Annotated in this window: 11 protein-coding genes and 1 riboswitch; of the genes, 5 read left to right on the top strand and 6 right to left on the bottom strand. The window is 46.5% G+C overall.

All coding sequences use genetic code 11. The features are described 5' to 3' along the window. Window positions 1–68 precede the first annotated feature (68 nt). On the top strand, window positions 69–656 hold the full coding sequence (locus tag D9Y29_RS16155) for a porin family protein (RefSeq protein ID WP_127130041.1): 588 nt from the start codon (window positions 69–71) through the stop codon (window positions 654–656). 111 nt (window positions 657–767) lie between these two features. Continuing rightward, on the top strand, window positions 768–1355 hold the full coding sequence (locus D9Y29_RS16150; protein WP_164735436.1) for a porin family protein: 588 nt from the start codon (window positions 768–770) through the stop codon (window positions 1353–1355). Window positions 1356–2105: 750 nt separating this feature from the next. On the opposite strand, the gene D9Y29_RS16145 is transcribed toward D9Y29_RS16150, so the two are convergent. The 3 genes from D9Y29_RS16145 to D9Y29_RS16135 form a co-directional block, all read right to left on the bottom strand. Further along, a complete protein-coding gene (locus tag D9Y29_RS16145) occupies window positions 2106–2570 on the bottom strand; it encodes a DoxX family protein (protein WP_127130037.1) in 465 nt (154 codons plus the stop codon). Window positions 2571–2662: 92 nt separating this feature from the next. Further along, window positions 2663–4015 (bottom strand): voltage-gated chloride channel family protein, encoded by a 1353-nt coding sequence (locus tag D9Y29_RS16140; protein ID WP_127130035.1) that lies wholly within the window; start codon window positions 4013–4015, stop codon window positions 2663–2665. A gap of 35 nt (window positions 4016–4050) precedes the next feature. Beyond that, window positions 4051–4118: riboswitch (Fluoride riboswitch) on the bottom strand. Between the two features lie 30 nt (window positions 4119–4148). Then, window positions 4149–4721, bottom strand: coding sequence for a Crp/Fnr family transcriptional regulator (locus tag D9Y29_RS16135; RefSeq protein ID WP_127130033.1), 573 nt, complete (start codon window positions 4719–4721; stop codon window positions 4149–4151). Window positions 4722–4911: 190 nt separating this feature from the next. Here D9Y29_RS16135 and lon point away from each other — a divergent pair, with 190 nt between their 5' ends. The 3 genes from lon (at window position 4912) to D9Y29_RS16120 (ending at window position 9221) form a co-directional block, all read left to right on the top strand. After that, window positions 4912–7317 (top strand): endopeptidase La, encoded by a 2406-nt coding sequence (lon, locus tag D9Y29_RS16130; protein ID WP_127130031.1) that lies wholly within the window; start codon window positions 4912–4914, stop codon window positions 7315–7317. Between the two features lie 282 nt (window positions 7318–7599). Next, the gene (porQ, locus tag D9Y29_RS16125; protein ID WP_127130029.1) at window positions 7600–8646 is read left to right on the top strand and encodes a type IX secretion system protein PorQ; all 1047 of its coding nucleotides are present in this window, start codon (window positions 7600–7602) and stop codon (window positions 8644–8646) included. A gap of 140 nt (window positions 8647–8786) precedes the next feature. Further along, entirely contained in the window at window positions 8787–9221 is a 435-nt protein-coding gene (locus D9Y29_RS16120) for a response regulator (RefSeq protein ID WP_127130027.1), read from the top strand. Here D9Y29_RS16120 and bioB read toward each other — a convergent pair. Genes bioB through D9Y29_RS16105 form a run of 3 tightly spaced genes read right to left on the bottom strand, consistent with a single transcriptional unit; the run spans window position 9218 to window position 13392 of the window. Next, window positions 9218–10195, bottom strand: a complete 978-nt coding sequence (gene bioB, locus D9Y29_RS16115; RefSeq protein WP_127130025.1) for a biotin synthase BioB — start codon at window positions 10193–10195, stop codon at window positions 9218–9220. The genes D9Y29_RS16120 and bioB overlap by 4 nt on opposite strands. A 42-nt stretch (window positions 10196–10237) precedes the next feature. Then, a complete protein-coding gene (locus D9Y29_RS16110; RefSeq protein ID WP_127130023.1) occupies window positions 10238–11881 on the bottom strand; it encodes a hypothetical protein in 1644 nt (547 codons plus the stop codon). An 8-nt stretch (window positions 11882–11889) separates the two neighbouring features. Beyond that, window positions 11890–13392 (bottom strand): sulfatase-like hydrolase/transferase, encoded by a 1503-nt coding sequence (locus tag D9Y29_RS16105; RefSeq protein ID WP_127130021.1) that lies wholly within the window; start codon window positions 13390–13392, stop codon window positions 11890–11892. Between the last annotated feature and the right edge of the window lie 8 nt (window positions 13393–13400).

Here is a 13400-nt window from a genome sequence, read left to right as displayed (position 1 = left end):
TATTAACATCGGCTTGTATGTTACTGGCATATAAGTTGAAAAATTCTGTATGAACCAAATTACAATGTATGAAAAAGAGAACCCTGTATCTTTTAGCCCTGGCACTCATTTTTAGCTCTGCTTCCATTGCGCAGGGATTGCACCTCGGTGTAAAAGCCGGCGCCAACATTTTTAAGGTGGATGGGAAAAGTTTTAAAGAAGAGTATAAGTTCGGCTACAATCTCGGAGCCTTTGCCGAGATCAATTTCACAGACAAGTTCGGTATCCAGCCGGAAGTAATGTGGAACCAGCTGAACTACCGGTCAGGCGAAAACTTCGGAGATGTGTTCCCCGGCGGCCAGGATGATGTAAAAGGTAAACTCAACTACCTGAGCATCCCTTTACTGCTGAGCTATTCACCCGCCAAAGTGTTGAGCCTTCAGGCAGGTCCGCAGTTCGGCATTTTGCTGAACCAGGACAAAAACCTTTTTCAGAACGGAAAAGAAGCATTCAAGAGTGGTGATTTCTCTCTTCTCGGCGGCGTTCAGCTGAACCTCGGCGGCGTTAAGGTTGGTGGACGATACGTTATTGGTCTCTCAGACATCAATGATGTAGACAACAAAGAGAAGTGGAAGAACCAGGGCTTCCAATTGTATCTCGGTTTGAGGATCATCTAAAGCATGGCAGAGTGAGTCAAACAAACAGTGCTTTTTTTCTATATGTTCTTTCAATTGGGTAACTTGTATAAGTATTTTTGTCTATTCATTTACACCATTAAATCAATATGTATGAAAAAAAGATGGCTGGTATTGCTCACTGGCTTACTGCTCTTCTCACTGATCAGTTTTTCACAAAGCCTCCATATCGGGTTCAAGGCAGGCGCCAATATTTTCAAAGTAGACGGACAATCATTCAAGGATGAATTCAAGTTCGGTTATCATATCGGCGCATTCGGTGAGATCAATATCATCGATAAGTTCGGAATACAACCGGAAGTACTTTTCAGTCAAACGAATTTCCGCACCGGCACCGATTTCAATAATGTCTATCCCGGAGGGGTAAGCGATGTAAAAGGAAAACTGAATTACCTGAGCATCCCGATCCTTTTCAGTTACCGCCCTATCAGCCTGTTTGCCTTTCAGGTGGGGCCACAGTTCGGCACTTTGCTGAACCAGGACAAGAACCTGGTAGGGGAAACCAAAGAAGCATTCAAGAAAGGAGACCTCTCCCTGCTGGCAGGAGTGCAGCTCAACCTGCTCAAATTCAAGGCAGGCGCAAGATATGTGATAGGGTTGAACGATATCAATGATGTAGGAACGAGTAATAAATGGAAGAACCAGGGATTTCAAGTCTACGTTGGAGTGAGGGTTTTGTGATGAAATCCATACGTTATTTATAGAAGAAGATCCCGGTGGTTTTGGCTGCCGGGATTTTTTGTTTTTGAGCGCTTGCGGGGGGATGCAGGCCAGGGCTGTTGAAACAAACCAACGCGGGAGGATGTTTGATCTGCTGTAGTAGGTTGGGTTGAGCTGTGGTGCTCTGCCGGGCTTCTTCGCTTATGTTTCAAAGGCCCTTCGCCCACATCCCCTCCGCAAGCAGCAATCACCAAAACAAAAAATAAATCCCGGCAATGCCGGATTCCTCTGATCTCTGACTAATAAAATAAATAACGATGGATTTTGGGTGGTGAGGGATGGGGAAAGCTTCGGGACGCGTAAGTAAATACGTTAGTTATTGACCTGACTTTTATTATGCTTTACAACTACAGCACCAGAGAATAAAGCTTCACTGATTAATTATCTCAACACTCATACTTGTAAAAAAAACTGTATCAAATACAATTATTGAATTCAAATCTGAAAAACATTCTTCTACTATTCTCTTTCTCTTCTCTCTCTCTTCTGCAATAACAACATGCCACATAAATGCAACCACTATAAAGTAGAGGTTCCCCATGCAACCATCAATATTGACTGATGGAGTTGGTGTTCATCGAGCGACGGGTTATAAATAATCAGGCCTATGAAATATAAGCGAAGAAGTCTGGCAAAGCACTTCAGCCCCATCTTCCCAATCCAAAGCCCAACAAGCATCCTCCCGCGCCGGTATATTTCACAGACTGATTATCATAACCCCGAGCGAGCGTCATAACTTAGAGCGAGCGTTCGATCAATTGAGAATCTCCCACTTCCATTGATCGTTATCACCGCTGCAATTGCCCAGACCAGCAGATCGAACTCAAATCCTTCTCCGGGCTGATTACCAAACCAGTTCATGAAAAATCCGTTGTGCCGGTGATCAACAAAGAAGGCTCCGGTCATTACGATGCCGAGGAGGAAGGCATTGATACGTCCGGCAAAGCCGATGATGAGCAGGAAGGCGCCGAGTGATTCTATAAGGATCACGAATGCCGCAAGTGCAGATGGCAATCCAACATGGCCTGTGAAATAGTTCATGCTTTGTTCCCATCCGAAGCCGCCGAACCAGCCGAATGTTTTCTGAAGGCCGTGAGCCAGGATCACAACGCCGAGCACTATGCGAAGAATGAACCAGTTGTAACTATTGTCGGTCGCAAATAATTTCCATTTCATAAAAGATCGTTTAAAGATTTTGTGGGAACAAAGTTGCCTTCAAACGGGGGCGGAATCCAATACCACAGGTTAAGAAATAATCTTGACCTATGTTAAGAATTTGGACGATCCTGTCTTTTTTGCCGGAGCTGCCGGATTTGGCGAAGTTGCTGAAGCGATCTTTCGATACGGAACTGATGGTGGAATTTCGTAACAGCTACGCGCTGCGCATGATAGACACCGGTATGTCCGCTGAAATAATAGGCAGTGAAGCAGGCTGCTGCAAAGTAGAAAATATTTCCTGCGCCAAAGAGCTCGGCGCCCATGAAAGTGCAGGCGATGGGAGTATTGGTGGCGGCGGCAAAAACCGCAATGAAACCAAGACCAGCAAAGAGATCAACAGGCGCGCCGCTGGCGGAAGCGATGCTGTTGCCGAGTGTTGCACCGATGAAGAAAAGGGGCGTCACTTCGCCGCCCTTGAATCCCATGCCTATGGTGATGGCGGTGAGCAGGAGTTTCCAAACCCAGCTGAAATGAGTGGCGCCGCCGGGAAGAAAGGCCGATTGGATACTCACGCTGCCGGGAGCAGGATTGCTGACACCCAAACCGAGGTAATCGAAATTGCCGATCAGAACGCTGATGGTAAGTACAAGCGCCGCGCCGGTTACAGGTACCAGGTATTTGTTGCGGATAAGTTGCCTGCTTTTGTCTTTTATGAAATGAGTGAGTTCTGCAAAGAAAAATCCGGCAAGACCGAATATGGCGCCTGCGACGATCACTTTCACTAATAAAAGCAGCTTTGTGAGATCATAGGTGCCGGAGGAAGAAAAATGAATGGAGTAATGGGTATGATGTATGCCCGCGAGTGAGCAGGTAATGTCGGCAATCACTGCTGCAATGAAGCAGGGGATCAGCGCATCATATTTTATACGGCCGATGGCCAGCACTTCCATGGCAAAAATGGCGCCGGCAACGGGTGTTCCGAACACTGCACCAAAACCGGCAGACATGCCGCACATCAGCAGGATGCGTTTTTGTTGCGGATCCGGTTGATACCATTTACTGAACAGTGCAGAAATACTGCCTCCCATTTGCACTGCCGTGCCTTCGCGGCCGGCAGAACCTCCGGTGAGGTGGGTGAGCACCGTGGTGAATAAGATAAGAGGCGTGAGCCTGGCAGGGATTCCACCGCCAGGCTGATGGATCTCATCCATGACGAGGTTATTGCCGGCATCGGTATTCTTACCCCATCGGGTATACAACCAGGTTATGAGGATACCTGCCAGGGGAAGAAGCAGGATCAGCCAGATATGCTGCTGCCGGGTTACAGTGGCCATGTCCAGCAACCAAAGGAATAATGCTACCAGCAGGCCGATGCTCACAGATACAGGAATGATCAGTAAAGTCCAGTGCAATAATTGTAAGGCGATATTTGCCTGCTCGGGGAAATTCTTTCTTTGTGTCATCCTGCAATAGTTTTATTTATGGCCGGGGCCAGTTATTATTTGCAGGCGCCATCAGTTCTGGGAAGAACGGTTCAAATAGGAAGACACCATTTCCTTGATCACAAATGTATGCTTTTACATTATTCTATTTTTCTTATTTTTTGTAGCTGCGGATCCGGCTCAGGCTTTCGGGTGTGATACCAAGATAGGAGGCGATATGTTTCAATGACAAGCGTTGTTCGAAATGCGGGTAACGATGGAGGAATGCATGGTACCGCTCTTCGGCTGTCATGGTAAGCGTTTGATTGATCCTTTCGCTCATGGCCATATAGGCATTCTGCAACAGGATTCGGTAGAAACGGTTCAGCTCTGGTATCTCATTGTACAATTCTTCCAGCCTTTGCCTTTCTATGAGCAGGAGTGTGGAATCCTCGATCGCTTCCAGGTTGTATTTGGAAGGCTGCCCGCTGAGAAAACTGTACATGTCGCCGGACCACCAATCCTCGAAAGCGAACATCAGCGTGTGTTCCACTCCCTTATCGTCCACATAGTACTGGCGTAAACAACCTTCGGTAACAAAACATTCGTACCGCATTACATCACCGGGTTGTAGCAGGAACTGTCTCCTGCGAAGCTGTTTCACTTTGATGGCCGAGGTAAAAACCTGCGTCTCTTCCGGATTGAGGCTGATGAACCGCGAAAGGTTCTGAAGAATGCGTTCGTACATGAGCTAAAGTTACAGGAATTGCTACCTTTGAAACCAACCTTTGAACAGTTACCTGCCCTTTTGACCTGATTTTTGCCCGCGGATCACCGGCTTATCCGCTTGGCATTAATCTTGAACTATAGCCAGCTTATTCAGAATCATAGGTATTTCACGCTGAGTGTGTTATTTTGTCATAAGATAAAATGAAGTAATGAAAGAACCCGGTTTACTTTTTCAGGCAGAGGATGAAATGGATTTTCTGCCGATAATTCCCCTGAACGAGAACGAAAGAGATAATGGTGAAGAACTGGTAGTGCCCGAAGAACTTCCATTGTTGCCCCTTCGCAATACTGTATTGTTTCCCGGTGTGGTGCTCCCCATCACAGTGGGCAGAGATAAAAGTATCAAAGCCGTGAACGATGCTTACAAAGCTGACAAGCTCGTAGGCGTGGTTGCGCAAAAGGACAGCAATATCGAAGATCCCACTGTGTCCGACCTGGAAGATATCGGAACGGTTGCCCGGATCGTGAAGCTGATCAAAATGCCGGATGGCGGCACCACTGTGATCATCCAGGGCAGACGCCGGTTTAAAGTGGCAGGCATCGTATCTGAAGATCCTTATTTCAAAGCAAAAGTGGAACTGCTAACGGATGATGAAGTGCCCAGGAATCAGGAAGACTTTGAAGCTTATGTTTCCAATATCAAGGAACTGGCCACACAGATCATACAGCTTTCTCCCAATATTCCTTCAGAAGCAAGTATTATTCTGAAGAATATCGAGAACCCTTCCTTCCTCATCCACTTTATTTCCAGTAATCTCAATACTGATCTAAAAGAAAAGCAGCAACTGCTGCAGTTGAACAATATCGAGGCGCGTGCAGACCTGCTGATGCAATTGCTGCAGCGGGAACTGCAGTTTGCAGAACTGAAGAACAAGGTCACAACCAAAACAAAAACAGAGCTCGATAAACAACAACGCGAATACTTCCTCAATCAACAGATGAAGAGTATCCGTGAAGAATTGGGCGGTGATTCAAATGATCGTGAGATCAGGGATATGCAGAAAAAAGCCGAAGCCAAAAAATGGCCTGAGGCAGCGAAAGAAATGTTCCGCAAGGGCATCGAGAAGCTGGAGCGTATGCACCCTTCCACGCCAGACTATTCTGTGGTGTACAATCATCTCGATCTGATGCTCGATCTTCCCTGGGCCGATTATACAGAAGATCACTATGATCTCAAAAAGGCTCAGAAAGTGTTGGACAAAGATCATTTCGGCATGAAGAAAGTGAAGGAGCGCATCCTGGAATATCTCGCCGTGCTGAAGCTGAAAGGAGATATGAAGAGCCCGATCCTTTGTTTTGTTGGACCTCCCGGTATCGGTAAAACCTCGCTGGGGCGCAGCATTGCCAGCGCCATCCAGCGTAAATATGTTCGTATCAGTTTGGGGGGCGTACATGATGAGAGCGAGATCCGGGGTCACCGCAAAACATATATTGGCGCCATGCCCGGCCGTATTTTACAATCCATCCGTAAGATCAAATCATCCAATCCCGTGATCATCCTGGATGAGATCGATAAGATCGGGAATGACTTCCGCGGAGATCCTTCCTCTGCTTTGCTGGAAGTACTGGACCCCGAACAGAACCATACTTTCTACGATAACTACCTGGAGCTTGAATACGACCTCAGCAGAGTGCTGTTCATCGCAACCGCGAATAATATCAACAATATCCAGCCTGCGCTCCGCGACCGTCTCGAGATCATAGATCTCAGCGGGTATGCAGTGGAAGAAAAAGTGGAGATCGCTAAACGTCACCTCGTACCCAAACAAAAGGAGGCGCACGGACTGAAAGAATTCAATTTCAAACTGGGCGATAAAGTACTGGAAAAGATTGTGCAGGATTATACCAGGGAAAGCGGCGTGCGTGAACTGGACCGTCTGCTTGCCAGCGTCATGCGTTATGAAGCCAGGGAATACGCGATGAAGGAAAAGATAAAGACCGTCCTCACAACAAAGGATGTAGAAAAGATCCTGGGCAAACCAAGATACAGCAATGATATTTATAAGGTGGCCAATATGCCCGGTGTTGCGGTTGGCCTGGCCTGGACTTATGTGGGCGGCGATATTCTCTTCATCGAGACCAGCCTCAGTGAAGGCAAGGGAGAGCTCAAGCTCACCGGGAACCTCGGCAACGTGATGAAAGAATCCGCTGCTACGGCACTTACTTTCCTGCAGTCCAACGCTAAGAAACTGGACCTCGATCCGGCAATGTTCGAGAAACGAACCATTCATATTCACGTACCCGAAGGCGCTGTTCCGAAGGATGGCCCGAGTGCAGGTATTACCATGATGACGGCCATTGCTTCCGCATTTTCTGGCCGGAAGGTGAAATCTTATCTCGCCATGACCGGTGAAATAACTTTAAGAGGCCAGGTACTACCAGTAGGCGGTATCAAAGAGAAAGTATTAGCGGCCAAACGCGCAGGACTCAAAGAAGTCATCCTCTGCTGGCAGAACGAAAAAGATGTTCAGGAGATTGATTCTGAATTTATCAGGGGAATGAAGTTCCATTTCGTGAAGACCATGCAGCAGGTATTGGAGCTTGCACTTGTTTAACATTTATCCAACGATTGATAAATTAAATTCCCTGAATTCCCCGAACCCGCTGTGGTAGGGCTTTTCAGGGAATTTTACTTTTCAGGGAAAGGCTTTTTAATATCATTTTAATCGCTATATGAGCAGGGAGGGCCAACAAAAGGACTCTAATCATGTTATATTTATAGTATCAATTGAAAATTTTTTCATGTTGGTTGTTTTAAGGGTTAAAGGAATTCCTCCATGTCAATGGAGGAATTTTTTTTTGAGCAGTAAATAGCTATTTTCGCTGGCCCAGACTGCATGAGACGATGGCTCCTCATATCGATGGCTGTGTTCGCACAGTTTCAGCTCCGGTCCCAAACATTGGGGGGCAGTACCGTCTTCAATTTTCTCAAACTTCCCAACGCTCCGCAACTCACCGCACTTGGTGGTATCAATATTTCACAGATCACGAACGACATCGGACTTGCGTACAATAATCCCGCATTATTGAGGAATAACATGCACACACAAACGCAGTTATCTTTCAATTCACTGAAAGGCGGTTTGCAGCAGTATCACCTGATGGCGGGTTATCATCATGAAGCCCTCAATACCAATTTTGCCCTGGGTGTGCAGTTCATGAATTATGGTTCGGTGCCGCAGACAGATCTTTCCGGAAATGTTAATGGTGAATTCCGTCCTGTTGATTATGTTGTTCAGGCCAGCGCCAGCAGGCAGTATTTGAACAAATGGCATTATGGCGCTTCTCTGAAATTCATTCATTCATCTTATGGCATCTATCGCTCTTCCGGGCTGGCGCTGGATATCGGCATCAGTTACTATGATTCGGCATCTTTATGGCAGGCGTCATTTGCGGCAAAAAATATGGGAGCACAGCTGACAGCCTATGCAGGATCGGAAAAAGAAGAGCTGCCATTCGACCTGCAACTGGGTATTTCGAAGCGTTTAGCCAATGCACCCCTTCAATTTTCCATTACGGCCTGGCATTTGCAAAGATTCGATATACGGTATGAAGACACGGCATTCAATGCGGAAAATGGTTTTGAACAGAATGGAAAAGGAAAGGATTTTTTCTTCGACAAACTGTTCCGTCATGTTGTGATCGGGGCCCAGTGTTATGTCACAGACAAGATCGAGTTGAGCCTGGGCTATAATCATATGCGCAGGAAGGAACTGAATGCCGGAACGCAGGGAAATGGGCTGAATGGTTTTTCGCTGGGTGTGGGAGCCCTGTTCAAAAAGCTCCAGATCCGGTATGCGCGCAGCTGGTACCAGCGTAATATCGCCTTCAATCAGTTTGGACTGAGTTTCCGGATGAACGACTACCTGGGCACTGGAAAATAACGTTCAGGGGGTGCCCAGTACACGTTTCCCCTTAGTGAACCTTATCATATTTCCTTGACCTGCCCAAAATTGATGGGAACAAATACGGAATTTTCGCCAATTTGAATGAACTTTTGGGCATTACTTAATTTAGTTGTTCCATGATAAAAATCGTGATAGCAGACGATCACCGGTTGGTCCGGGAGGCCTGGCGGCTCTTACTGAGCCGGGACCCGCGGCTGGACGTGATCGCTGTTTGTGAAAATGGCCACCGCGTGGTGGAGGCTTCCCGGGTCCTGCAACCCCAGGTGATATTGATGGACATCAATATGGAACCGATGAATGGCATTGAAGCCACCCGCAAGATCCGTGAGTTCTCCAAAGACATCCGCATTATCGGCATTTCAGTGCATACCGATTGGGTCTATGTTAATGGCCTCATGCAGGCAGGCGCCAACGGTTATGTAACAAAGAATTCCTCCGGCGAAGAAATGATTGCCGCCATCCTTCAGGTGCTGGAAGGTCAGCCCTATTTCTGCAAAGAGATCACCAATATCCACTCCACTACAACCACTACGGCCCGGGCTGCGGGTTAGTGCTGTACCATTTCCTTTTCTCCCTTGAAAGCTTCGCGGGGTTTAAGACCCAGCAGATCGAACATGGCCATGTCCTCATCAAATGTTGGATTGGGTGTGGTCAGCAATTTTTCCCCTGCAAAAATGGAATTGGCTCCGGCCATGAAACAGAGTGTCTGATCAGCAATGCTCATGCTGGTCCTTCCTGCGCTCAGTCTCACCATCGCCCTTGGCATCAGGATGCGGGCGGAAGCGATCATGCGCACCAGGTCCCATACATTCACTTTTGCATTATTCTCCAGCGGCGTTCCTTTTACAGGCACCAGCGCATTCACGGGAACACTTTCAGGATGCTCGGGCATGGTAGCCAGGGTATGCAGCATTTTTATGCGGTCCTCATGGGATTCTCCCAGACCCACAATGCCGCCGCAGCAAACGGAAACGCCGGCCTTGCGAACATTGTCGAGCGTTTTCAGCCTGTCGTCATAAGTGCGGGTAGTGATGATATCGCCATAATATTCAGCTGAAGTATCGAGGTTGTGATTGTAAGCGTAGAGGCCTGCATCTGCCAGTTTTTTTGCCTGCTCTTCCGTAAGCATGCCCAGTGTGCAGCAAACTTCCATGCCCATTTCATTCACGCCTTTTACCATATCTATCACACGGTCAAAGTCGCGGTTATCGCGCACTTCACGCCAGGCGGCGCCCATACAGAAGCGGGTGGATCCTGCATCCTTTGCTTTTTTTGCATACTCCAGCACTTCATCTTTTTTCATCAGTGCCTGAACATCCAGGCCGGTATGGTAGCGCGCAGCCTGAGGGCAATAAGCGCAGTCTTCAGAACAGCCGCCGGTTTTGATAGACAATAGGGTGCATACCTGAACCTCGCCGGTATCGTTGTATTCACGATGCAGCGTAGCTGCTTTGTAGATCAATTCCAATAAAGGCGTATTGTATAAATCTTCCACTTCGGTCAAAGTCCAGTCGTTTCTGATCATATCAAGATTATTTTAAGGGTGTTGAGAGGGCGAATATAAAGGTTATTTTGGAGCAGGAATAACAACATTGCCCGGGATTGGTTTACAGACCCTTGAAAATTTAAAATCAGGCAATGGATCACTGAATGAATATTTTTTCGAAGTCTTATTTTCTACATACTGTGTAATCACCGGTAATGCGGGACCACGAAAAAAAATACGTGGATTTTCAAATGCATTTACAAAGCCGGTATAACCGAAATCCCGTAGCAGCGCTGCATTGCGGAGGCTCAAAGGCTGATCCACCAAAAGAATATTGCGAAATGAATATTTTGCTGGTGTAGCAAATACATGAATATAGAAGAAGGGCTCATTATCGCCGGTGCTGATAAATAGTTTGTCAGGATGTGCAGCCAGTTCCGCATGAACCTGTTCAAATGCCGCAAAGCTGCTTCTGTTATGTTTGCCGGCTTTCCATATTTTTAGAATTCCCCAGCAAACCAATGCCCCTGCCAGGATCATGGCAATGAATTTCCAGCGTAACGTCAATGGGTAGGCGAAAGATAGACAGGTAGCTGAAAAAGAGAAAAATATAAAGAACAGGGCAGGGACCATAAACTCCGGCAACTTCATTACGATCTGCAGATAAATGATAATTGTCAGCACTGCCAGGAAAGAAAGGATGGTGCTGAGCAATCTTACACCGGTTCCTGCAGAAAAGCACAAAGCGAGAAGAGCTGCTGCAATAAAGATCCGGTTATTGATGAAAGTCCAGCGCCAGGTGTCTGCTGAGAAGAAAGAATTTGAAGGCATCATGGTCCTGGAGGCTTCCGCCATTTTTTGCAGATCGGCTGCGGGTACAAAACTGGTGTCGGGGAGGATCAGGGCATCGAGCAATGCAGTTTCCTGCCGGTAATCCTTCATAGCAGGAAGGTTGACATTCCTATAGTAGTTGATATTGCTGTATTTGGCCTGTCTGTAATTTTCTTCCGATTGCCAGTTGGGGCAGGAAGCTGAATAATGTTGCTGCTGCAACCAGAAGCACAAAAAAGAACTGAGAACGCAAACTGTGAGGAATGCTGCCGCCATCCATTTCTTTTTACATCCTTTTATCAGAAGAAAGAAAGGGGCTGCCACCACCAGTAATGGAAAAACAACATGCAGGCGGAACAATGCTCCGGTAATAAAAAAAATGGAAGCCGCTATTAATATTGTTTTGCTTTTGGGAGCGGTGAATGCAAACCATGAGAGCAATAATGATGCTGTGACGGCTGTAACTGCCGTAGACGAACCATGCAGGTAATACAATAGAAAACTACTGTACACCATGAACAACACCAGGTAATTGATGGCGGCCAGTTGCCAGCGCTGAATACGCATTATTACATAAAAGATGGCCGTCATAGACGCAAACTCAGTAGAGATCATAGACCAACTGAACCAGTTCACACCGGGAAATTGTCGGAACAACCACATTACCGGTTCAGAAATCCAGTAATGCTGGTTATGAAGGAAGGGAAGACAGGTGGATGCGCCTGCCCCAAAACCATCGCCGGTGATCCAGGCAATATTGAGATCATCCACAGAATGAAAAACAGGAAAGCCCGTAATAATCACAAAGGCGAAGAGTACGATATTGCCTGTTGCTGCTACGCAGAAGGCTTCGCGGCCTGAGAGAAACATCGGGGCAGTGAGGATATTTTTCATACAAACAGTTAATGCTTGTTGAGCTCTGGTTGAACGACGATACTGGTATCTTTCAATATAGGATACTTTGTATTGAACAAAGAATTAAAGATAATCCGGAATTGATTCACATTGGTGATGCTGTCATAGAATTGTCCATACTGCCCTGAAGGGAAGTAAACAGCATTTTGATTGTAGAAGACATCTGATATTTCTGTAACAGGAACATTCCACCGATAACCATGGTCAGACATGAATATAATAACGGCCTGAGGATTATTGGCGCGGATCCCGGCAATGAGTTTCCTGGCTTCGAGATTGGCATATTGCACATATTCCAGGTAATATGGTAATGGATCCAGTTTTTCCTGCATAACGCCGTACACTACGGAGTCCGGTAATTCTTTTCCATTTTTGTCTTTATAAAATGGAAAATGTGGCAATAAGAAATGGCCGTAAATAAAACGTGGCTTATCTGCCTTCATTGTGGAGGCCGCCATTACTCCTGCCAGACAACGATTGTTATTCAACATCTGTTCTTCATAGGATGAAACGGGAAGCATCATGCGAAGTAATTCGTAACGGTTAAAGATCCAGTAGAACTCATAGCAGAGTCTTCCCAGTAATGTTTCTTCTGTGATCAGCCTGGTGTCTATGCTAAGCCATCGCTGGTTCACGGGGGCGGGATAGTGTTTCAGGTCAAACACACTTTGATTCACGATCTCATAGTCATTGCTTTCGAGCGATCGTACCACTTCATTGTTGCGGATCTCCTCTGCGCAGCGTTGATAATGCTCACGTCTGATCTCCATGCCTGGCATCAACCAGGGAAGGTAATTCATGTTCAGGCAACTGGCCATGGAAAAGCTGGTTTCAGGATAATTGCTCCTACTGTCCGGAAGCAATTTAAAACCATGTAATACCAGGAAGCTGTCCAGTGAGCTGTTATCGAGCCCATACTTTTCTTTCAGGCTTTTTGATGAGGAATATTCATCGAACAACAAAAAATAAATATCAGGTTTGTGAACATCCCCGGGGATGATCATTTGGCCTCTTGCAATAGCAGGACCATCTTTTTTGCCTGTCCATATATTGCCAGTGAGCCTGATCAGTTCCAGCCCGATGAAGATCAGAAAGACCAGATTGCAGAAATAAGTTGTTCTGCTCATATCATTTTTCGAGCGACGAATAATGAAAAACAGTAAAATGCCCACCGCCAGGAAAGCTGTTAACAGCACACTGTATTTCCAAAGGAATCTCCAGGGAGACCAGGCTTTGAGGAAATCATAGAAAGCGCCGAAGAACAGAAAGTATCCCATGCAATACAAAGTTATTAAGCCTGCTTTTCGTTTGTTTCTCAGTAAGGCCCAGAATAGGAGGAAAAGCAGACCCGATCCCGCCAGTAAACTTGCCATCAATGGGAGTGTATTGCTGAACTCCATGTATTGTGAATTGGAAACATATCCATGCAGTACAAAGAATATTGGCAACAAGGCAACAAAATAAGGATGTGTACGAAGCAAGGTTTTCATCTTTGGTT

This window comes from Pseudoflavitalea rhizosphaerae (assembly GCF_003991355.1).
Taxonomy (GTDB): Bacteria; Bacteroidota; Bacteroidia; order Chitinophagales; family Chitinophagaceae; genus Pseudobacter; species Pseudobacter rhizosphaerae.
Note: the sequence above shows the minus strand (reverse complement) of the source record. Positions and strands in the feature narration are given on the sequence as shown.